This window comes from Rhodococcus sp. 06-418-5 (assembly GCF_002258285.1).
Lineage (GTDB): Bacteria > Actinomycetota > Actinomycetes > Mycobacteriales > Mycobacteriaceae > Rhodococcoides.
Window position 1 is genome coordinate 292606 of the sequence record NZ_NOYE01000014.1, and the last position, 22183, is coordinate 314788.

Genomic DNA, 22183 nt, shown 5'->3' on the forward strand with positions numbered 1-22183 from the left:
GCTCCCTTGCAGGGGATCGAGATGGAACCCATCCGCTCGGCAAGCAGCGCCGAATGACCCACAACGCTCGAGAGACGAGCACGGAAGGTTGACCGACATGTTCACTGTTCGTAAAGCTTTGGCCGCCACCGCAATCGGTGCACTCACCATCGTCCCGCTTGCCGCATGCTCCAGCGAGGAAGCGTCCGACACCGTCGACGCAGCCACCTCTTCGGCAGCAGAAGCAGTGGAGAGCACCCCCGAGCCCGCAGCCGAGGTCGACAACCTCACCGGTGTCGACACCGCAGTTGCGCTCGATCCCGGCTTCACCGGTGCACTGACCACCCTGGGCCTCACGCCCGGTGTCGTCGGAACCGCCACTCTCGCAGACGGATCCATCCGCTTCCCGATCACCGGCGGAGACGTCAAGTACTGGGAGCCCGGCACCGTCGATCCCTACGTCCAGGGCGAGATCAACCACGACGGCAGCGGCCTTTCGCTGACCGCAGGCGAGACCGTCGTCGAGCTCACCAACTTCGACATCGACCCGGGCACGTCGCTCCTCACCGGTGACGTCTTGGTCAACGGCGAAGAAGCAGCCGCAGACGCAGTGCTGTTCGATCTCGACGGCCGCACCCTGCAGCCGCTCGCTACCGGACCCGACAACACTGCAATCCTGCAGGGCACCCAGGTGAAGATCTCGGAGACCGCTGCCGGACTGCTCAACAGCACCTTCAACACCGATGCTGTGACCCCGGGACTGCTCGTGGGCGTTGCGACCATCACCATCAACACCGCTGCATAACAGTTTCCTGACCCCGTGCGCGAGGCGTCACCGTCGACGACGGTGGCTCTCGCGCACGGGTGTTTGCATCGCAGGACCAGGAGCCGACCGATGAGAGCGTTCACGAAGATCTACGGCGGGCACCCGCTGCATGCGGTCGGTCTGCTGCTCTCGTTCGCCCTCGTCGGCTACGTCGTCACACTCGCAGGGCCGCAGACTCTGTGGAACAGCGACGTGTGGTGGAAATCCGTTCTCGTGTGGTTCTTCGGATCGGTACTGCTGCACGACGCAGTACTGTTCCCGCTCTACTCACTGGCCGATCGGCTCCTCACCAGCATTCCGAGCCGCCACCTGGCCGTGTCACCGGTGAACTACGTTCGCGTTCCCGCTCTCGGGACAGCACTGACGTTTCTGATGTTCTTCCCCGGGATACTCTCCCAGGGTGCGGAATCCTATCGGGCCGCAACCGGTTTGACCCAGGAACCCTTTCTCGGACGTTGGCTCGCGCTGACCGCGGTGTTGTTCACCGTGAGCGCCGCCGCCTACTTCATCCGATGGACTCTCGTACGGAGCCGAGCATGAGCGTCACCGCCGATACACTCTTCAACCGCGCAGCAGCCGGACTACCCTGCTGGATAGGCGATTCCGACGGCAGCAGGGAGCAACTTCCCACCGCGCGGTGGATGGGCGGCAGCGCCTCGTCAGCCGAGGATCGCCGCGCGGATCACGCCATGCTCAGCCGATGTACCGGCCCCACCATCGATCTCGGCTGCGGGCCGGGTCGACTCACCGAAGCACTTGCGCGACGTGGCGTCTCGGCACTCGGTGTCGACACATCCCGAACAGCAGTCGATCTGACCATCGGGCGCGGCGGCAACGCCGTTCTTCGCGACCTGTTCGAGCCACTGCCCGACACCGGCAACTGGTCGTGTGTCCTCCTCGCGGACGGCAACATCGGCATCGGGGGCGACCCGGTGCGTCTGCTCCGCCGGGCGGCCGACCTGCTCGCACCCCACGGAGCCGTCATCGCGGAAGTGGATGCGCCCAGCGACACAGGAATTCGTCACCGCACCGTTCGGTGGGAAACCGACACCATGGTCGGCGATTGGTTCGCCTGGTCGAGCGTCAGCGCCGACGCCACAGCGGATCTCGCCAATGCCGCCGGCCTTCGAGTGGTCGACGTGGCACCGATCGACGGGCGCTGGTTCGCTCAGATGACGCTGGCTCCGCTCACCAGTTCGTGAACAGCAGATGATTGATCGCCAATGCACCGATCACCTGCAGCGCCAACCAGAAGCGATGCGTCCTGATCGGCAACACAGCGGGCGCGATCAGCATCCACATTGCGAAGGGCAACCAGATTCTCTCGGTCTCGGCCTTGCTCAACTGACTCAGATCCGCCATCACCACCGCAGCGACACCGCCGATCACCAACAGATTGATCGGTTCGAGCCGGGTGAGAATCCGTGGGAACGCCGCGGGCGCAGCAACACCCAGCGCACAGAACAGCGCCGCGAAATTCGCCCAACCCCAGTACTCGAACGGACGGTCCTTCGCGATGCCCTGGTAGTAGCGCTCCTGCACCAGCAAGTAGCCGTCGTACCACCAGAATCCGTACGCCGTGAAGATCCCCGCGACGATCAGTGCACCGATCAGCGCGCCCACCAACGGCAGAATCCTCCGCCCGGCAATCAACACCGCGACCGCAGGCAGGCCCATCAGCACCAGCCCGTAGTTGAGGTAGATACCGAAACCGAGCAGCACTCCAGCACCGATCGACGCCGGCCACAGGTACCGCTTCGTGGAGATCGCCAGCAACGCAACGCCCCACGCGGCAACACCGGCATAGAACGCATCCGCCGAGACGGCGATCCAGATCGCCGCCGGGGCGATCGCCACGAACGGTGCTGCACGCCGCGCGATGTTCTCGTCACCGAGTACCTTCAGTGTCAGCACCAGCGCGACGGCGGCACTCGTACCGACCAGCACGCACAGCGTCGCCGCCCAGGCTCCACCGCCGAGGCCGAGACGATCGAGCCACACGAAGGTGAGCAATGCGCCCGGTGGATGACCCGACACATGCGTCGTCCACGAATCGGCCTGGTAGTCCAGGATCCGCTCGGAGAACCCGCGGAGCGTGGCCGGAATGTCGGTGACACCGGGCACCTCGTGCAGGTACTCGTCCGTCGACGCCAGCCGGTCGACGAAGCCGCGCTTCCAACCGTCCACCATCGCCAGCGACATCGTCCAGGCCGCCGACGCACCCCACACGAGGAACAGCAGTCGCGTCCACGACAGTCGACGTGCCACCGTCGGCCCCCACAACACGGTGGCCACGGCGATCAGAACGGCGACGGGAGTCCCCCATCCCACGTGAATCTCACGGAAGCCGAACAGCGGTGCCGCATCGGCGAAATCACGCACCTGCTGCGGAGTTCTGTTGATGATGGGAGTGACGAGTTCGTTGCCCAGGTACGGAACGACGAACGCGACCACGACGAGCACGACGGCCAACGTGCCGGCGACGGCTTCTCTCCAGTAACGGATAGTCTTTTCTCCCTGCGGACTCGAGGCGACCACGACTTCGGACCAGCATATCGACCGACGGTGATGGAGGATGAGCAGATGAACAACGACGCGAAGGGACGGGCCGAGATCGCCGTCATCGGCGGCAGCGGCTTCTATTCGTTCTTCGCCGACGATGCCGAGGAGGTCGTGCTCGACACCCCCTACGGCGCTCCGAGCGCCCCGATCACGTTGGGTGAGGTCGAAGGTCGGCGAGTCGCGTTTCTGCCCAGACACGGCCGGAATCACGAGTACTCACCGCACACGTTGCCGTATCGCGCCAACATGTGGGCGCTGCGGATGCTCGGGGTGAGCCGAGTGTTCGCCCCATGCGCGGTCGGATCCCTGGTGTCCGAATACGGTCCGGGGACAGTCGTGATCCCCGATCAACTCGTCGACCGAACCTCCGGGCGTGCGCAGACCTACTTCGACGAAGGCGGAATACACGTCGAATTCGCAGACCCCTACTGCCCCACGTTGAGGAAGTCCGCTGTCCAGGACTCGGCGATCGACGGCGGCGTCATGGTCGTCGTCGAAGGTCCTCGGTTCTCCACGCGCGCCGAGAGCCAATGGTTCGCCCGCCAGGGTTGGACGCTGGTGAACATGACCGGCCACCCCGAGGCGGTCCTGGCTCGCGAACTCGAACTCTGCTACGCGCCGATCGCATTGGTGACCGACCTCGACGCAGGCATCGAGTCCGGCCAGGGCGTCAAGGCAGTGGACGTGTTCGCCGAATTCCAGAAGAACATCGAGCCGCTCAAAGCACTGGTGCGCTCGGCCGTCCGCGACGCTCCCACCGGTGACTGCCCCACGTGTCGAGTGCACACCGGCCTCACGCTGCCGATCGAACTGCCATGACGCGGGTACTGCTCACCGGCGCAGCCGGATTCATCGGTGGCCACATTCTCGACGCCGCCCGCGATTCCGATCTCGAGATCGTAGCCGTCGACGCCATGCTGGAGTCGGCTCACGGCCCAGGAGCGCGAGCCGACGGGATCATCGATCTCGATGTGCGCGACAAGGACTCACTCGTCGACGTATTGCGCGGGGTGGACGTCGTGTGTCACCAGGCCGCAGTCGTCGGAGCGGGCGTCGATGCCGCAGATGCCCCGGCCTACGCCAGTCACAACGACTACGGGACGGCGGTTCTGCTCGCTGCGATGTACGAGGCGGGGTGTTCGCGCCTGGTTCTCGCGTCGTCGATGGTCGTCTACGGCGAAGGGCGGTATCTCAACTCGTCCGGTGAGACGGTGATTCCTCGGCCACGCACCCGAGCCGACCTCGACGCGGGACTGTTCGACAATCGCGACCCGATATCGGGCGAGCCTCTCGATTGGCTTCTGGTCGAGGAGGATTCGACGCTCGAGCCCAGAAGTACCTACGCCGCGAGCAAGCTGGCACAAGAGAACTACGCCTCCGCATGGGCGGTCGCCACGGGCGGCTCGGTGATCGCACTGCGGTACCACAACGTGTACGGACCGCACATGCCGCGAAACACCCCGTACTCCGGTGTGGCGGCGATGTTCCGGTCTTCGCTCGAGCTCGGTCGGGCCCCGACGGTCTACGAGGACGGCAAGCAGGCCCGCGATTTCGTGCACGTGCACGACGTGGCGGCCGCGAACATCGCATCGATCGAGGCGGAGCTGGACGGCTTCACCGCCCTCAATGTCTGCTCGGGACAACCGATCACCATCGGTGAGGTCGCCACAATCCTCGCCGACGCACGCGGCGGGCCGACGCCCGAGATCACCGGACGCTACAGGGCGGGCGACGTACGGCACATCGTCGCCAGTTCCGCGTTGGCCGAACAGACCCTGGGATTCCGCGCGACGATCATGCCGAGGGACGGTCTCACCGCCTTCGCCGACGCACCGCTGCGCGACGCCGAAGGCACGGGACCGCCCCGTGTCTGAACCGAAGTCCGTCACAGTCGTCATCCCCTGCATGAACGAGGCCGAATCGCTTCCGGCAGTGCTCGATTCGGTCCCGGCGGGCTACCTGACGATCGTGGTGGACAACAACTCGACCGACGCCACCGCCGCCGTCGCCGCTGCCCACGGAGCAACGGTGGTCTCCGAATCGGTGCCCGGTTACGGTGCAGCAGTTCATGCAGGCGTCGTCGCGGCCGACACCGACATCGTCTGCGTCCTCGACGGTGACGGTTCGATGGATCCACTCGACCTGCCGACCCTCGTGGCGGCCCTGGATCACGCGGACCTCGCCGTCGGTCGGCGCCGACCGGACAGGGGAAGCTCGCCTCTGCACGCCAGGATCGGCAATGCCGTTCTGGCACTTCGACTTCGCACCAAGTACAAGCTGCCGGTGCACGACCTGGGAGCGATCCGCGCAGTACGTCGTCAGGCACTGCTCGACCTCGACGTCACCGACCGACGCTCGGGCTACCCGCTGCAGTTGCTCGTACTGGCGGCCGAAGCCGGCTGGACCGTCGTCGAACACGACGTGGTCTACCGGCCACGGACAGCAGGAACGTCCAAGGTCTCCGGCTCGGTGAAGGGGACGATCGTCGCCGTGCGAGATTTCTGGAAGGTGCTCTCGTGACCGTCACCGCTCTCGTCGTCGCCAAAGCCCCCGTTCCCGGGCTGGCCAAGACACGCCTCGCCGCCACGATCGGCGACGAAGCTGCCGCCGAGCTGGCCGCAGCCTCGCTGCTGGACACCCTCGACGCCGTCGCGGCCGCCGACGTCGACCGCCGTGTCGTGGCCCTCACCGGCTCCCTCGCCGACGCGGCCCGCGCGAACGAACTCACCCGTGCTCTGGCGTCGTTCACGGTGATTGCGCAGCGCGGCGACGGGTTGGGCGAACGACTGGCGAATGCACACGCCGACGCAGCCACCTCCGGTGCCGTACTGCAGATCGGTATGGACACCCCCCAGGTCACGGCGCGACTGCTCTCCGACGCGGCGGCGCGACTGGGCAGCAGTGACGTCCTGGGCTCGGCCGAGGACGGTGGCTGGTGGGCGCTGGGCCTGCGTGACCCCGACCTGGCACGGTCCCTGCTCGACGTGCCCATGTCTGCGCCCTCGACGGGCACCGACACTCTCGATGCTCTGACCGCCGCAGGAGCGTCGATCACGATGCTCCCCGAATTGCGCGATGTCGACTTCGAGTCCGATCTCGACCCGGTGGCACAATTGTGCGCACCGAACAGCAGATTCCGTATTGCTGTCATGGCAATGGGTAATTGATCGGGTCTCGATCCGTTCCGAGAGGTCTGTTTCCACCCGAACTCGGCCGGTTTCACGAAATCTCCACATCCGTTGTGGAACAGCGCGTTCGATCTGCCCGAATTGCCGGACCGTAAACAACCAATATCGAATCGCAACAAATCCGAACCACCGTTTCACGGCGATTTCACAGACACAGGTGCTAGAAAGTGTGACATGACCGGGTTGTTGATAGGCGTAGCCGTATGGATGGTGATCGCGACAGTCGTCGCGACCGTCCTCGGCCGCGTCGCGCGCCGGGGTGACTCCGAAGAATTGGGGTCCACCATCGAATGGGACGTCGACGCTCTCGATCACGAAGTTCACCACGAGAACTGACGGTCAGTCGACCCGTTCGACAATCTCCGTCAGAATACGGGCCGCCGCGGCCAGTGTCTCCCGCTGCTGCGGCGTCAACTCGTCCAGTTGCTCTGCGAGCGCGATCTCCCGAGCTGCGACCTCCTGACGGGCAGTCGCAGTCCCGGCATCGGTCAGCCGCAGAACCACCTGCCTGCCGTCCGTCGGATGGGGCTCCCGGCAGATCAGCCCCGACTCGACCAAGGCGTGCGAGGACCTGGACACCGACGGTGGCTTGATCCGCTCCCTCGCCGCCAACTCGCCCGTCGTCATCGGTCCCTCACGGAGCAACGTCGTCAGAATCGACAAGTGAGCGACGGGCAATCTGTCGCTGGAATGGCGCAGCCGGAGTCTCCGATTCAGCCGCATCGCGCTGACGGACAAATCCCTCGCCAGCCGGGAATCGGGCAGATCACTCACGTTGTCCAGATTACGACACCGAGGTGCAATCGCCCGATTTCCCGAAACAGCGGATACCTCGTCTTATTACCTCTCGAACAAACCGCTGATATGGTTCTTCCCGGTTGTCGGGGAGAGAATCGAAATGGGGAGAACGTCGTGAGTCGCGTGGGTTCGAGAATGTTGACCATTGCCGTCATTTCCGTGGCCACATCGCTGCTGGTCACCGGCCCCAACGCACTTGCCAATCCCAACGCGGTCAATCCCATCGCCGGCCTCAACGGCACGTTCGGGCTGCCGCAACTGAACGGCCGCACACAAGCCGTCGCTCAGGTGACCGGGATGTCGAGCCCCAACAACACCCAGAACGTCAACATGATCGGCACCGACCTCGGCATCATGTGGGACAACGGCCGCGGCGAGGTACTGACGGCTTTCGGCGATACCGCCGGACTCGGCGTACCCAACCTGCTGCAGGGCAGCCTGTGGTCGTGGCGCAGCAACGCCATCGTGCGGAGCAACGACCGAAACCTCGCCGACGGCATGAACTTCGACAGCGTCGTACTCGACCCGATCGGCCAGACCAAAGAGGTCGTCCCCAGCCCCAAGATTCCGTTCGTCGAGATCAGTCGAATCCCGACGGCAGGAGTGGCCGTCGGCGACAGCCAGTACCTGAACCTGATGTCGGTGAAGAACTGGGGACCCGCAGGAACCTGGGAAACCAACTTCTCCGGCCTGGCAGTGTCGAACGACAACGGGGAGAACTGGGCAGCGCTACCCGAGACCCAGCGGCCGAGCGTCGGCGGCGATCGCAACTTCCAGCAGAGCGCGTACCTGAAGGACGGCGGCTACGTCTACCAGTACGGCACCCCGCCAGGCCGCTTCAATCTCGGTCACGTGGCTCGCGTCAAGGAGCAGGACATCGCCAGGCTCGGCGAGTACGAGTACTGGACCGGCCAGGACTGGAAGAAGGGCGACCCGGCGGCAGCCGCACCCATCGTCGGGGGCGTCGGCGAACTCTCCGTCGCGTACAACGCGACCCTCGGTCAGTACCTGATGCTGACCACCGACAACGCCAACTCGATCGTGCTGCGACGCTCGCCGTCGCCCGTCGGGCCGTGGAGCGCGCCGGAGGTTCTGGTCGACACCCGCGAGGTCAGCTCCATCTACGCGCCGTACATCCACCCCTACTCGACCGGCCGCGACCTGTACTTCCTGGCGACGGTCTACCAGAACTACAACGTGCTGCTGCTGCGCGCGACGCTGTAGAAACCCCCACTAGGCTTCCCCGGGTGGACGCCGCAGACTGGGATCGCAAGTACGAAGGCCGAGAACTCGTGTACGGCGAGGCACCGAACGCAACGCTGGTGGAAGTCGCGACGACGCTGAAGCGTGGTCGGGCACTCGATCTCGCGTCCGGTCAGGGCCGAAACGCCATCTGGTTGGCCACCCGCGGCTGGACCGTCGACGCCGTCGACTTCTCCTCGACGGCACTGGACAGGGCCAGCCGTGTCGCCGCCTCGGCACCTCGGTCGGTGCGCGAGCGCCTGACCTGGGTGCACGCCGATGTGACGCAATTGTCAACCGAACCGAACTATGACCTGGTTCTCATGTTGTACCTCCACTTGCCCCCGGAGGCACGTCGCACGGCCGTGTCCGCCGCAATTTCGGCGCTGAAACCTGACGGAATCCTCATGATTCTCGGGCACCACACCGACAACATCGAGACCGGCACCGGTGGACCACAGGAATCCGAAATCCTCTATACGCCTGAGGATTTGACGGCGGATATCGACTCGCGATTGACCATCGTCACTGCCGAGAACCGCTACCGCGACGTGAGCGAGGGCACAGCCGTGGACGCACTGCTACTGGCGAGTAGGTCTCCCCTTGGCAGCACAGCGGATCGGGGGTAACATCCCCTATGTTACCGACGAGTAGCTAACTTGGGCGGTACTTACGAGACCGCACCACCGACTGGAGAGCGAACGAGCAATGGGCCATTACAAGAGCAACCTTCGGGACCTCGAGTTCAACCTCTTCGAGCTCTTCGGACTCGACGAGACCCTCGAAGGCGACAACTTCGGCGACATGGACGGCGAAGTTGCCCGCGACATGCTGCGCGAGGTCGTTCGCCTGGCCGAGGGACCGCTGGCCGAGTCCTTCGCGGACGCCGACCGCAACCCGCCCGTGTTCGACCCCGAAACCCACAGCCTGAAGCTGCCCGACTCCTTCAAGAAGTCGTTCAAGGCGCTCTACGACGGTGAGTGGTGGCGTGTCGGCCTCGACGAAGAAGTCGGCGGCATGGCAGCCCCTCGCAACCTCCTGTGGGGCATCAACGAGATGCTTCTCGGCTCGCAGCCCGCAGCGTTCATGTACTCCGCAGGCCCCGGCTTCGCGAACATCCTGTTCCACAACGGAACCGATGAGCAGAAGGAATGGGCCAAGGTCATCGTCGAGCGCGGTTGGGGTGCCACGATGGTGCTCACCGAGCCCGACGCCGGATCCGACGTCGGCGCAGGCCGCACCAAGGCCATCAAGCAGGACGACGGCTCGTGGCACATCGAAGGCGTCAAGCGCTTCATCACCTCGGCTGTCTCCGACGACCTGTTCGAGAACATCTTCCACCTCGTGCTCGCACGTCCCGAGGGTGCCGGACCGGGCACCAAGGGCCTGAGCCTGTTCTTCGTACCGTCCATCCTCTTCGACTTCGAGAAGGGCGAACTGGGCGAGCGCAACGGCGCATTCGTCACCGGCGTCGAGCACAAGATGGGCCTCAAGGCCTCCGCCACCTGCGAGCTCACCTTCGGTGGCCATGGCGTCCCCGCCAAGGGCTGGCTCGTCGGCGAGGTCCACAAGGGCATCGCGCAGATGTTCGACGTCATCGAGCACGCTCGAATGATGGTCGGCACCAAGGCAATCGGCACTCTCTCCACCGGCTACCTCAACGCACTCGAGTACGCCAAGGAGCGCGTCCAGGGCGCTGACCTGACGCAGATGACCGACAAGACCGCCCCTCGCGTCACCATCACCCACCACCCCGACGTGCGTCGCAGCCTCATGATGCAGAAGGCGTACTCGGAGGGCCTGCGCGCGGTGTACCTCTACACCGCCGCACACCAGGATCCGATCACCGCCAAGCAGGTCTCGGACGCAGACACCGACATCGCGTACCGCGTCAACGACCTCCTGCTGCCCATCGTCAAGGGCGTCGGCTCCGAAATCGCCTACCAGGTACTCGCGGAGTCCCTGCAGACCCTGGGCGGCTCCGGCTTCCTCCAGGACTACCCGCTCGAGCAGTACATCCGTGACGCCAAGATCGACTCGCTGTACGAGGGAACCACCGCCATCCAGGCGCAGGACTTCTTCTTCCGCAAGATCGCCCGCGACCGCGGCGTGGCGCTGGCTCACGTTGCCGGACAGATCAAGTCGTTCATCGACAGCGAAGCAGGCAACGGCCGACTCAAGGCCGAGCGCGCACTGCTCGCCACCGCACTCGAAGACGTACAGGCCATCGTCACCTCGATGACCCAGCACCTCATGGGCGCACAGGACCAGCCCACCGAGCTGTACAAGGTCGGCCTGGCATCGGTGCGCTTCCTCATGGGCTTCGGTGACCTGCTCATCGGCTGGCTGCTGCTGCGTCAGTCCGAAATCGCCATCGCCGCACTCGACAACGGTGCAGAGGGCAAGGACAAGGCGTTCTACGAAGGCAAGGTCGCCGTGGCCTCGTTCTTCGCCAAGAACATCCTCCCGCAGCTCACCTCCACCCGAGCAATCCTCACCAACATCGACAACGACATCATGGAACTCGACGAAGCAGCATTCTGATTCCCTGACATCGTCAACGGCCGCACCTGTTCTCGGGTGCGGCCATTGCCATGTGATGGGGATGGTGGAGTGGGGCCCGGTTGCCGCAAACGCGCGCGCATTTGTCAGGGTTGCGAGAGTTACGGGTCCCGGCTGCCGCAAACGCGCGCGCATTCGTCAGATGCACGCGAATTCTGCAGGATCCTCAGGCAATTTCGCGCGCGTTCAGCAAAAGCGCGCGCGTTTGCCGGCCAGGCGGCGTGCTCCGCACGCTCCCTCGCGGTGGCGGCAGGGCAGCAGCCCGCTCCACGGCTCGAGCAACGCGTGCCACCACCTCCGCCGGATTCGCCAGGTCTGCCCAGGTCCAGCGCACCACGGGATAGCCGAGATCGCGCACGGCGTCCTCCCGCACCTTCTCCCTGAACACCACGTCGCCGGGGTTCTCATCCTCCCGTAGGTACTTGGTGTACTTGGCTTTACCATCGAATTCGCACACGACTACGCCATTGACCAGCCAGTCGATTCGCGCCAGCGCACGCCCATCCGGATCCAGGATCTCCACCTGCGACTCCACAGAGAATCCGTTCTCGCGCAGCATGATTCGACTCTGAGATTCGCCAGGGTTTTCGCTTCGCCCGTCCATGAGAGATACGGCTCGCCGCGCCTGCGCCACACCTTTCCATCCCCGAGCACGCTGCAACTCCGCGTCGAGCTCCTGTGGATCGCAGCGCTTCAGAGCCGCGTCACCGGCAATCACCGCCGACACAAGGGGCTCGGTACGAGCAAGGTCGACAACCGTCCGCGCCAGCGAGGTCACGGAAATTCCGTCGAAGATCGCGTACGGCACCCACGGTGCACAGTGCACGATCACCGCTGCGTTCGCGCGACCTCCGCCGCGGCGATGTCGAGTGACGTGCACCTTGTCGAATCCCCCTGCGGGTAAGGGTAATTCGTACAGCAGTGCTGCAGATCGATGACTGAGGGCGCTGCCCTCGGCAATTGTCGGAAGTACGGCGTCGATCAACAGCCGATGCCGTCCCTGCTCCGAAAGGCCGGCAAGCCTGGACGACGGAACGTAGACGCCGTTCACCAGACGCTCCCAGCCCCCGCGTTCGTACAGCGCCCGCAACTCGTGATCGGCGTGGCCATCGGCGAGCGCCTCCGAGCGTCGCACCATTCGGTGATCCTTCATTCTGCGAGTTTCGACTACGCGCGCGACGTCTCGAGAAGAAAAGTAGCCACCTGTGCACAAGTACGGACCTGTGGATGAATACAGGTACGGGGGTACCAGTTCGCCCGACCGTTCGTCTCGTAAACGCGCGCGCGTTTGCGAAATCCCGAGGCGAACAGGTACGCAACCCAGGGCCAGCAAGGCCGAACCAGCGGGGCCGACCACAACAAACGCGCACGCATTCGTCAGACGCGCGCACAATAGCCCCCGATCAGGCCACCAATTCGCGCGCGTTCGGCAAATGCGCGCGCGTTTGCGAATTGCAGAGGCGAGAACAGCGAGGCCGAACCCCCGGGGCCGAGCGAAACGAAGGACTATTGCTGCAGTTTGCGAAACTTGCTGCCGTGGAACACGATTGGATTCACTTCGCTTTGCACGTCCAGGGAATGTATGCGCAGCAAAACTATTGCGTGGTCGCCCGCGGGGATTTGCTGTTCGATGGTGGTGTCCAGCCAGGCGGTGGCACCGACGATGAAGGCTGCGCCCCCGTCGGTGACGGTGAGATCGAGGCCGGCGAAACGGTCACCGGTCTTGGCGGCCAGGGTACGGACGGCGTCGTTGTGTGCCTCGCCGAGAACGCTGACGCCGATGTTGGGTGCCAATTCGAGTTTCGGCCAGGTCGTCGACGTGTTCTGGATGCACACCGCGACGAGCGGCGGGTCGATGGACACCGAGACGAAGCTGCTGGCCGCCAAGCCCACCATGACACCGTCGATCTTCGCGGCGATTGCGACGACGCCGCTCGGGAACTGCGCGTACGCCTCGCGAAGCGTCTGCTGATCGAGGACGGTACGTGTGAGCGACATTGGACGAAGCTCCCCTTCCGATCTTGTGGTGCACCCCCGCGTGGGCGCAATTCTGTCGAGCGAACAATTAGTGCAAGCAAACACCCGATCGGGCGGCGACGCCACAGTCCGAATCGCCATGATTCGAACCGTCGGCGCGCGGGTGCGGCATCACTCGTCTTCGTCCGGTTCCGGAGCGGGGTCCGCTGCGGGTGCCGGAGCGGGGTCCGGGCGATCGGGCTGAACGCACCGCACGATGGGGATCGGGTCGTACTTCACCGTTCTGGTGTTCCGTGAAATTTCCCTGCCCGACGCGGCGTCGCTGATCACCCTGGTGTCGCTGGCGGTGAATCCCTGGCCCCCGCCGGAGGCGACGCAGCCTGCGCCTGCAGGCAATGTCACCGTGTTCGGTGAGGTGAAATTGGTTCGCGAGCCGGTGATCGATTCGACGTCGACCGTTTTCGTTCCCCACAGTCGGACGGTGACGCTGGACGAGTCGGCGAACGATTCGATGACCACGCCGGTGTCGTTCGGGTTGGTGAACTTCAGGTCGATGGCACCTTCGAAAACCGTCGCTTCGCGCGCTTCGGGGTATCGGCTGATGTAGTAGCTGTGTTCGGTGTGATCGGTGTCTTCCATACCGGCGAAGTACGACGCGTTGTAGAGCGTCGTCGCGAATTGGCTGATGCCGCCGCCGATTGCGCGATCGGGTCGACCGTTGTCGATGATCCCCGACTCCACGAAGCCCTGCGCGCTTCCTCGCGGACCGGTGTACCCGTTGAGCGAGAACGTCTCTTTCGGCTTCACGAGCGCACCGTTCACGATCTGCGCCGTCAGCCCGATATTGACGCCCGACGCGTACTCGAACCCGCCGGTGGTGTACTCGGCGATCACTTCTCGCACCCCGAGGTTCTGAGCGGCCTCGGTGGTGAGAGCGGGCGGGGCCGGTTCGTAGATCGCCTCGGTGGTGCGCGGTCCGTCGGCGGACAGCAACGCGGGCAATTGTTCGAGAGTCTTGCGCCACTCGACCAGCTCGCCCATCTCTCCGGGAACGACGGTCGGGGCACCACCGGAGAAAGTGAACGACGCGTCCGTCGGCGGCGTCTCGGTGCGCACGAGTTGCGGCGCGAGAATGCCTGTGGCGACGTCGGTGTCGTAGATCGGAGTCAGTCCGCCCTGGCCGTCCGGGTCGAAACGCAGAACCTCGCCCACACGATCCGTCGGAAGGATCGCGTCGACGTTCTGCCGGCCCGCTACGGTCACCGGTGCCTCGACCGCAGGAACGGCGATGTCGGCGAAGGCGCGATCCACGGCGTCCTGAGTCACCGTGACGGGTGTTGTTTCGTAGGCCGCTTCCGTTGCGCCCGAGGCCCATTCGGCCTGCAGGTTTCGACGCGTGCCGTCGGCGTCGAGCACCCGGCCGGACAGCGGCGCGACGGCAATCGGTGTGCTGCCGTCGAACACCACGTCGCCCTCGACAGGATCTCGGTCGGTCTCGACGCGCAGTCCGTCGACGGCAGCGGTGAGCGCTTGCTCGTCCGTGGTCGACACGACGCCGATCTCGCGGCTGCCGAACAACGACGTCAGCCGAGTGATCGGATTGATCGGCTGCGATCCGGCTCGGTCGAGCGTCGCGTTCCAGTCCACACCGAGGCCTGCGGCGGCCGGGAGTATCTCGACCTGTCGATCGCCGACGTCGACCGACACAGGCTGCTCGGCGCGCGCGCCCAGCTCCGAGCGCAACAGGGCTTCGGCGTCGGGGTGACTCTTGCCGCCGACCTCGATCCCGGCGACGGTGACGCCGCGGGGCACTCGGTCGCTGGAGGTGATCCAATCCGCCGCGTACAGCAGCGTGAGAACGGCGACCACCGCGCCGGTCCCGATCGCGATCTTCCGCCACGGCGGTACGAATCCGGACCCGTCGCCGGCCTGCGGCGAGCCGTCCTCCGGCGGAATCACAGGTGATCCGGCCGGCGACTCCGATTCGGGAGAAACAACGGTCGCGGGAGGAACACCAGCTTCCGCAGCAGCAACAGGCTGCGCAGGAACGACGGGCTGCGCAGGAACTTCGGGCTGCGCAGGAACGACGGGCTGCGCGACGGTCGGCGACTCGTCGGCTGCGGGCGGCGGTTGCGGGGCCGGGATCTGGTCGGGCGCGGCGTCCCCGGGAACGACGTCGTCGGCTTCGGTGGACTCGGCCTCGTCGACGACCGGATCTGCGGCCACTGTGTCTGCATCGACCGACCCTGGATCGACCGACCCAGCATCGACGGACTCAGCATCGACGGACTCAGCATCGACGGACTCGGCGCCAGCCGACTCGGCACCGTCCGACCCCGGATCGACGACATCGGATGTCGCGCCGGAAGGCTGCTCCGCCTCGGAGGAATGCTTCGGACCGTCGGTCTCGTCGCGGATCGCACCGAAGACCTCGGTGGGAGCGTCGTACGGCGGTACGTCGGGTTTCGGTTCGGCACCGTTGGGCGCGTCACCCGACCTACTGTTGCCCTCGCTCACGTTCGACCCTTCCAGGACCACCGTTGGTTGTGTTCCGCCCTTCTGCCCGGCGTACCCCTCGCACGAGCTTACGCAAACCGAACGGTGCCGCTCACTTCGGAGACCATCGGCACAGAGACGAGTAAAGGCCCCGTGCTGCTGCCGGGTCGGGGGTCAGGCAGCAGCACGGAGCCACTGGGAATATAGGCCGACTGCGGCACGCCGTTACAACGACCGCGAAATTGTCTCGTCATTTCATTCGGTTGAATGATCCAGGGGTCGTCGAGCTGTCCCCTTGCCCGACGGCCCGGGCCCAATGTCCGGTTCTGACCAGCGCGAGAGTGAGGAGAAGCCGATCTCGCGGATCGGTCAGATCCTGCCCGGTCAACTCCTCGATTCGGTGGACCCGGTAGATCACGGTGTTGCGGTGGCAGTAGAGCGCCTTGGCGGCGTTGGTGGGCGAGCCGTCCGACGCGAGCATGTGCGCCAGGGTGTCGAGCAGCGTTCCTCGATGCGGCTCCGGGTGCGTCCACAGCTTTCCCAGAGCATGGCGGACCAGCAATTCCGACGATCGATCGTCGGCCGCCATGATCACGCGGGGCAGTCGGTCCGTCGCCAACGCCACGCCACTGTCTTCGGTGATGGTCTCGGCCGTCAATGCCGCGAGGCGATACGCCGCAGCGAACGACGACAGGCCCTCCGGCGAATGCGCGACCCCCACGGGCCCGACGGCCCGAGCAGCGAGTGCGTCGACGACGGAGTGCCACGATCCCGTTCCGAGTGCGACGAGCGCGAACTGGTGGCCGTCCCTGGTGTTCCAATGCGAGACCGCACCGATCTGATCCATCGCGTCTTCCGGTGCCGGGAGCGGCGGCGACCCTTGATCGTCGAGCGGACCGACGACACACGCAATTTGCTGTGATGCCGAAAGGCCAAGGGTGGCACGCGCTTCCATGACGAACGCTGGATCACCGCCCCGCCCCGATCGAAGGCCGTCGAGTATCACCAGCACGTTGGCGAGATCGCGCTGCTGCATCCGGGCGCTTTCCTGCCGGTATGCCTCGACGAGTGTTTCGTACTGGCTGTCGAGCGCGCGCCACAGCTGTTGCCCGGCCACGAGCAGCAGATGCTCGTCGATGCTGGTGCGGCACTGCTCGCGCTCGAGCATCAGCTCCTCCCACAGCGTCCGACTCCCCAGCGTGTACGCCTTGAGCACCAACTCCATCGGAATCCCCTGGCGCGCACGCTCTCTGCCGGTACGGCGCCATACCTCGCGCGCGTTGTCACCCGCGGCGGTCAGCCCCGACAGGGTGCGGAGCCCCTGGTTGATGTGCTCGCGAGTGCTGCGACGAATCTCGCCCGCGATGTCCGGAGTGGAACTGGCCAGGTAGCCGGGTTCCTGCTCGATCAATGCGAGCGTGATGGAGTCCGCGATCGAATCCGCCCGTGACGTCAGGGCTGCCCACGCACGGCGAATCTGCTCCTGGTCTGCGTCCGTCACCGCTCCCCGGGCAGCCGAACGCGCGGATCCGCGTCGACCATCGGGAGCTCCCACCTGCACAGTTTTGCGCACTGAGCCCACATCGCAGGTCGATTTGACCGTTACTGGTGCCCAGGGACCCAAACATTCTGTGCGCAGCGCCCATATCGCCCGTTGTGCGAAACGCACCATAGTGAACGCAACAGATTGTGAGGTGGATCACTTGAACTCTCTCGACACGTTGGACCCGGTCCTCACCATGACGGACATCGAAGTGTCGTTCGGCGGAATCGTCGCGCTGTCCGGAGTCAGTCTCGAGGTGCGACCCGGCGAAGTCCTCGGCGTCATCGGACCCAACGGCGCAGGCAAGACGACGCTGTTCAACGTTGCGTGCGGACTCGTCCGACCGCAATCGGGAACACTCGGACGACACGGCGACACGCTGACTCGACTACGGCCCCACGACCTCCCCCGACTCGGTATGAGCCGAACACTGCAGGGACTCGGACTGTTCGATCGGATGACGGTTCTCGACAACGTCATGGTCGGTGCAGATCGAACAGCGCACACCGGAATCCTCGCGGGCCTGCTCGGCCTGCCGTCGAGTGCATCCGACGATGCCGCGGTCCGCTCGACCGCAATGGCCACCCTCGAACGCCTGCGAATCGACGACTACGCGCACCGATTGCCACCGAGCCTGCCGTACGCGGTGCGTAAACGCGTCGCACTGGCACGCGCCCTGGTGAGCGAACCGACACTGCTCCTGCTCGACGAACCCGCCTCGGGACTGTCCAGTGACGAGATGAGCGAACTCGGCGACGAGATCCGTGCGCTCGCAACGTCGACGGGTCGTTCCGCAGGCCCCACCCCTGCGGCATCCGCCGGCTCCGAACCGGAAAGACCCGCAACATCGGTCATGCTCGTCGAGCATCACATGGATCTGGTCATGAGTGTGTGCGACCGGATCTACGTGCTCGATTTCGGCAAGGTGATCGCTCAGGGAACGCCCGACGAGATTCGCGAGGATCCGGCCGTGCTCGCTGCTTATCTCGGAAACGAAGTGGCACATGAAGACTGACGCGGCGCACCTGACGATCACCGATCTGACCGTTCGATACGGACCGGTCACCGCCCTCGACTCGGTGTCGATGACCGTCACGGCGGGAGCCGTCACCGCCGTCCTCGGCGCGAACGGAGCAGGGAAGACGACCCTGCTGCGCACCATCTCGGGGTTGCTGAAACCGGTATCGGGGAGGATCGAACTCGCCGGCGTCGACATCGTCGGCGTTGCACCGGATCGGATGTCCCGCAAAGGTCTTGCGCACGTTCCCGAGGGTCGGGGCGTGATCGCCGAGTTGACCGTCGACGAGAATCTTCGACTCGGCGCGATGGGACGCAACCGAAGTCACGACGCCGTCACCCTCGACCGCATCTACGACATGTTTCCGCCCCTGACCGGTCGTCGAACATCCTCGGCGCACACCCTGTCCGGCGGCGAGCGACAGATGCTCGTGATCGGCCGGGCGCTGATGGCGACACCGTCGGTACTTCTGCTCGACGAGCCGTCACTCGGACTCGCACCGAAGGTCGCTGCGCAGATATTCGAGACGTTGCGCGGACTCGTCGACTCCGAGTCGATGACCGTCGTACTCGTCGAACAGAACGCCCGCAGCGCTCTGTCGATCGCCGAACATGCCGTCGTACTCGATCTGGGCAAGGTCGCGGTGGAAGGCCCCGCCGACACCTTGGCCGGGGACGACGCCCTCCGACACGCCTACCTCGGGTTCTAGAGCAAGCCGAAAGGACGCCAGCCACAGTGCAACAACTGCTCACCATCCTCATCAACGGCGTGACCACAGGCATGATCTACGCCGCGTTCGCGCTCGCCCTCGTACTCATCTGGCGATCGACCCGCATCGTCAACTTCGCACAGGCCCCGATGGCCATGATCACCACGTACGTGGCACTGGTCGTCATCGACGCCGGCTACTCGTACTGGATCGGATTCGGGGTCGCGCTCCTGTGCGGCCTGCTCCTGGGAGCCTTGACGGAGCGACTCGTCATCCGATTCGTCGACAGCTCGTCGCACATCAACCCGGTCATTCTCACGCTCGGGTTGTTCATCATCATCCACGCGGTGGCCGCCATCGTCTTCGGCAACCAATTCCGTTCGTTCCCTGCGCCGTTCGGCCTCACCGGCCAGCGGATCGGCGACGTGAACGTGGCGTTGACCGGGTACGACATCTTCAAGATCCTCGCCGTCCTCGTGGTCCTGGGATTGCTGATCCTGCTCTTCCGGTTCACCGATCTGGGATTGAAGATGCGTGCGAGCGCCTTCGAGCAGGAGGTCGCCAAACTCCTCGGCGTGCGCGTGAGTCGAATGCTCACTCTCGGTTGGGCACTGGCCGCAGTGGTCGGTTCGCTGGCCGGACTGCTCATCGCAGGCGGCTCGCTGGTGCACCCGGGCTACATGGACTCGATCGTCGTATTCGGTTTCGTCGCAGCGGTTCTCGGCGGACTGGACAGCCCGGCCGGCGCAGTCGTCGGTGGCCTGCTGATGGGCGTAGGGCTGAGTTTCGTCAGTGGCTATCTCGGTCAGGATCTGGTCTCCAGCGCAGCATTGGTGATCCTGATCGTCGTTCTTCTGTTGCGACCGAGCGGGTTGTTCGCCAGCTCCGCGGCCAGGAGGGTGTGACATGAACGCAACTCTCACTCGCCTCACCGCAACACCGGTTCGACGCCACATGCTCGGTGCCGTCATCGGGCTGGTCGTCATCGTCCTCGCGCTCGAATCCCTGAGCACCTTCCGTCAGAGCCAACTCACCTCGGTGGCCTACCTCGCCATCGCGGCCGGCGGCCTGACGGTGCTGACCGGGCTGAGCGGCCAGCTGTCACTCGGGCACGGCGCATTCATGGCGGTCGGTGCGTACACCGCAGCATTGATGTTGCGGGCCAACGATTCGGGATGGTCGGTCCCCCTCGTCCTGCTCGCCGCCACCGTGATCTCGGCGGTGGTGGGTGTCGTGGTCGGTGTGGCGGCCGCACGACTGCACGGGCCGTACCTGGCCGGCGCGACGCTGGCGCTCGCCGTCGCGGTACCGGGCCTCGCCCTGTACTTCTCGGACTACCTCGGCGGCGAACAAGGACTCGTCGTACCGGCACCGAAGGTGCCCGAACTGATCGACGACATGATGTTCTTCGTCACCGGAAACGAGCTCAGCGGAACCAAATTCGTCGCCTATGTCAGCTGGATACTGCTGGTGCTCGTGTTCTTCCTGTTGGCGAACGTCTCGTCGAGCCGAATCGGCCGTCGCTGGCGGGCCGTCCGGGACGACGAAGTGGCCGCCGAGTTGTCCGGAATCGATCTCGGCCGCGCACGCATTCTCGCGTTCGTGGTCAGTGCGGCCTGTGCGGGAGCGGGCGGTGCAGTCCTGGCGATGTCGGCACGAATCGCGGCACCGAGCGGATTCACGCTGACTCTCTCGCTGACTCTGCTCTCCGCCGTCGTCATCGGCGGGCTGGGAACCCTTTCCGGCGCGTTGATCGGGGCGGTTCTGCTGACCTACATCCCGCCGGTGGTCACCAACTTCGGGCTCGATGTGGGTCTGAGCAGTCTGCAATCGGCAGAACTCGCACCACTGGTGACCGGAATCTTCACCGTCCTCGTCATCCTGTTCGCCCCACTGGGTTTGGTGGGCACGTATCGCAAGTTACGTACAACCAGAAAAGGAATGAAATGAAAAAGTTCGGATCGGTGGCTTTCAGAACGACCGCGCTCGTCGCCGTCGTGTCGTTGGCCGCGGCGTGCGGTGCAGGTGGCCGAGAAGAGACGACGGAATCCTCGGAAGGGTCGACGGTCGGCATCACCGACACCTCGGTGAAGATCGGTGCCCACTTTCCGTTGACCGGGGTCGCAGCGCCCGGATACAGCGAAATCCCCACGGGCGCGCAGGCCTACTTCGACTACGTCAATGCCGCAGGTGGCATCAACGGCCGACAGATCGAGTACGTGGTTCGGGACGACTCCTACGATCCGACGACCACCACCCAGGTCGTCAACGAACTGGTTCTCCAGGACGAGGTGTTCGCCGTCGTCGGCGGACTCGGCACCGCGACCCACAGCGCCGTCATCGACTTCCTCAACGAGGAAGGTGTGCCCGACCTGTTCGTATCCTCCGGTGCGATCATGTGGGGCAACGATCCGGAGAAGTACCCGAACACCTTCGGGTGGCAGCCCGACTACCAGGTCGAGGGCAAGATCATCGGCGACTGGGTGACCAAGAACCGGCCCGACGCCAAGGTCGGACTCTTCCTCCAGGACGACGACCTCGGCCGGGACAGCGAGGCCGCAGTGCGCCAGTATCTCGACGATCAGATCGTCGAGGTCGTGCGCTACACCTCGGGCAACACCGACGTCGCACCACAGATCGCTGCTCTGCAGGGTGCCGGAGCGGATCTGGTCCTCGGCTTCAACGTCCCCTCCTACACCGCACTGAGCCAGCTGACAGCCATGCGACTCAACTACGACCCCGAGTGGTTCTACAGCTCCATCGGATCCGACGTCGACCTCGTCGGTTCTCTGCTCGGACGGTTCTCTCAGGGCGCGGTCACCGACGGCGCGCAATCGCTCGAAGGGATGATCTCGCTGGAATACATCCCGGGCGTCGACTCTCCGGAGAATCCGTGGACCCAACTGTGGCAGAAGGTCTGGGCCGAGAACGGAACCGGTGACCCGTTGACCAATTACCGCATCTACGGACTGAGCCAGGCATACGCCTTCGTACAAGCCCTCCAGGCGGCAGGCGAGAATCCCACCCGTGAGGGCATCGTCGCAGCCATCCAGGAAGGCGGAATGGACTTCGAGGGACCGCAGTTGGCCCCGTTCCGATACTCCGATTCGAGCCACCTCGGAATCTCCGGTGCCAGTGTCTTCCAGATCCAGGGAGGTGTGCCCGAGTACCTGACTCCGGTGCTGCAGACCGACATCGGGGATTCGGCGGTGGAGGAATACACCGGCGAGGAGTCCACACCACCGGAAAGCGGCATACCGGGCTGATCACACGTGAAAGGGCA

General features: G+C 64.9%; 22 protein-coding genes. 16 read left to right on the forward strand and 6 right to left on the reverse strand.

All coding sequences use genetic code 11. The features are described 5' to 3' along the window. The first annotated feature begins 97 nt into the window (after positions 1-97). The 3 genes from CH274_RS11335 to CH274_RS11345 all read left to right on the forward strand — a co-directional run bounded on the left by CH274_RS11335 (position 98) and on the right by CH274_RS11345 (position 2007). Positions 98-784, forward strand: a complete 687-nt coding sequence (locus CH274_RS11335; protein WP_045197236.1) for a hypothetical protein — start codon at positions 98-100, stop codon at positions 782-784. Between the two features lie 90 nt (positions 785-874). Next, positions 875-1345 (forward strand): hypothetical protein, encoded by a 471-nt coding sequence (locus tag CH274_RS11340; protein ID WP_032396629.1) that lies wholly within the window; start codon positions 875-877, stop codon positions 1343-1345. Then, the gene (locus CH274_RS11345; protein ID WP_094630529.1) at positions 1342-2007 is read left to right on the forward strand and encodes a methyltransferase domain-containing protein; all 666 of its coding nucleotides are present in this window, start codon (positions 1342-1344) and stop codon (positions 2005-2007) included. Before CH274_RS11340 ends, CH274_RS11345 begins: the two co-directional genes overlap by 4 nt. On the opposite strand, the gene CH274_RS11350 is transcribed toward CH274_RS11345, so the two are convergent. Continuing rightward, entirely contained in the window at positions 1994-3343 is a 1350-nt protein-coding gene (locus tag CH274_RS11350) for a hypothetical protein (protein ID WP_094657487.1), read from the reverse strand. The genes CH274_RS11345 and CH274_RS11350 overlap by 14 nt on opposite strands. A 45-nt stretch (positions 3344-3388) precedes the next feature. Here CH274_RS11350 and CH274_RS11355 point away from each other — a divergent pair, with 45 nt between their 5' ends. From CH274_RS11355 to CH274_RS29165, 5 genes are all read left to right on the forward strand, one after another. After that, positions 3389-4186 carry an S-methyl-5'-thioadenosine phosphorylase gene (locus CH274_RS11355; RefSeq protein ID WP_032397237.1) on the forward strand — a complete coding sequence of 266 codons (798 nt, stop codon included), beginning with the start codon at positions 3389-3391 and terminating at the stop codon, positions 4184-4186. Continuing rightward, on the forward strand, positions 4183-5241 hold the full coding sequence (locus CH274_RS11360; protein WP_045197241.1) for an NAD-dependent epimerase/dehydratase family protein: 1059 nt from the start codon (positions 4183-4185) through the stop codon (positions 5239-5241). The genes CH274_RS11355 and CH274_RS11360 overlap by 4 nt, the downstream gene beginning before the upstream one ends. Then, a complete protein-coding gene (locus tag CH274_RS11365) occupies positions 5234-5887 on the forward strand; it encodes a glycosyltransferase (protein WP_032396632.1) in 654 nt (217 codons plus the stop codon). The genes CH274_RS11360 and CH274_RS11365 overlap by 8 nt, the downstream gene beginning before the upstream one ends. After that, positions 5884-6534 (forward strand): TIGR04282 family arsenosugar biosynthesis glycosyltransferase, encoded by a 651-nt coding sequence (locus CH274_RS11370; RefSeq protein ID WP_094657488.1) that lies wholly within the window; start codon positions 5884-5886, stop codon positions 6532-6534. Before CH274_RS11365 ends, CH274_RS11370 begins: the two co-directional genes overlap by 4 nt. Before the next feature lie 195 nt (positions 6535-6729). Then, a complete protein-coding gene (locus CH274_RS29165; protein WP_176459095.1) occupies positions 6730-6891 on the forward strand; it encodes a hypothetical protein in 162 nt (53 codons plus the stop codon). A 3-nt stretch (positions 6892-6894) separates the two neighbouring features. Here the strand turns inward: CH274_RS29165 and CH274_RS11380 are convergent, their stop codons facing one another. Further along, on the reverse strand, positions 6895-7329 hold the full coding sequence (locus CH274_RS11380; RefSeq protein ID WP_094646043.1) for a MarR family winged helix-turn-helix transcriptional regulator: 435 nt from the start codon (positions 7327-7329) through the stop codon (positions 6895-6897). Positions 7330-7488: 159 nt separating this feature from the next. Here CH274_RS11380 and CH274_RS11385 point away from each other — a divergent pair, with 159 nt between their 5' ends. The 3 genes from CH274_RS11385 (at position 7489) to CH274_RS11395 (ending at position 11139) form a co-directional block, all read left to right on the forward strand. After that, entirely contained in the window at positions 7489-8577 is a 1089-nt protein-coding gene (locus CH274_RS11385) for a DUF4185 domain-containing protein (RefSeq protein WP_094657577.1), read from the forward strand. Between the two features lie 23 nt (positions 8578-8600). Further along, a complete protein-coding gene (locus CH274_RS11390; RefSeq protein WP_032396635.1) occupies positions 8601-9224 on the forward strand; it encodes a class I SAM-dependent methyltransferase in 624 nt (207 codons plus the stop codon). A 79-nt stretch (positions 9225-9303) separates the two neighbouring features. Next, complete coding sequence (locus tag CH274_RS11395; protein ID WP_032396636.1) at positions 9304-11139, forward strand: acyl-CoA dehydrogenase; 1836 nt, start codon at positions 9304-9306, stop codon at positions 11137-11139. A gap of 184 nt (positions 11140-11323) precedes the next feature. Here the strand turns inward: CH274_RS11395 and CH274_RS11400 are convergent, their stop codons facing one another. The 4 genes from CH274_RS11400 to CH274_RS11415 all read right to left on the reverse strand — a co-directional run bounded on the left by CH274_RS11400 (position 11324) and on the right by CH274_RS11415 (position 17185). Then, entirely contained in the window at positions 11324-12310 is a 987-nt protein-coding gene (locus CH274_RS11400; RefSeq protein WP_094657489.1) for a hypothetical protein, read from the reverse strand. Positions 12311-12663: 353 nt separating this feature from the next. Further along, entirely contained in the window at positions 12664-13155 is a 492-nt protein-coding gene (locus tag CH274_RS11405; RefSeq protein ID WP_045197252.1) for a flavin reductase family protein, read from the reverse strand. A gap of 150 nt (positions 13156-13305) precedes the next feature. After that, positions 13306-15651, reverse strand: coding sequence for a VanW family protein (locus CH274_RS11410; protein ID WP_094657490.1), 2346 nt, complete (start codon positions 15649-15651; stop codon positions 13306-13308). Positions 15652-15880: 229 nt separating this feature from the next. Beyond that, complete coding sequence (locus CH274_RS11415; RefSeq protein WP_303396049.1) at positions 15881-17185, reverse strand: PucR family transcriptional regulator; 1305 nt, start codon at positions 17183-17185, stop codon at positions 15881-15883. 148 nt (positions 17186-17333) lie between these two features. On the opposite strand from CH274_RS11415, the gene CH274_RS11420 reads away from it, so the two are divergent. Genes CH274_RS11420 through CH274_RS11440 form a run of 5 tightly spaced genes read left to right on the forward strand, consistent with a single transcriptional unit; the run spans position 17334 to position 22166 of the window. Further along, positions 17334-18188: an ABC transporter ATP-binding protein gene (locus CH274_RS11420; RefSeq protein ID WP_256993557.1), complete on the forward strand. Its 855-nt coding sequence runs from the start codon at positions 17334-17336 to the stop codon at positions 18186-18188. After that, positions 18178-18900 (forward strand): ABC transporter ATP-binding protein, encoded by a 723-nt coding sequence (locus tag CH274_RS11425; RefSeq protein WP_032396639.1) that lies wholly within the window; start codon positions 18178-18180, stop codon positions 18898-18900. Before CH274_RS11420 ends, CH274_RS11425 begins: the two co-directional genes overlap by 11 nt. Positions 18901-18926: 26 nt before the next feature. Beyond that, positions 18927-19805, forward strand: coding sequence for a branched-chain amino acid ABC transporter permease (locus CH274_RS11430; RefSeq protein ID WP_032396640.1), 879 nt, complete (start codon positions 18927-18929; stop codon positions 19803-19805). Between the two features lies 1 nt (position 19806). Then, positions 19807-20850: a branched-chain amino acid ABC transporter permease gene (locus CH274_RS11435; RefSeq protein WP_094657491.1), complete on the forward strand. Its 1044-nt coding sequence runs from the start codon at positions 19807-19809 to the stop codon at positions 20848-20850. Positions 20851-20864: 14 nt separating this feature from the next. Beyond that, complete coding sequence (locus CH274_RS11440; protein ID WP_235386923.1) at positions 20865-22166, forward strand: ABC transporter substrate-binding protein; 1302 nt, start codon at positions 20865-20867, stop codon at positions 22164-22166. Positions 22167-22183: the final 17 nt, after the last annotated feature.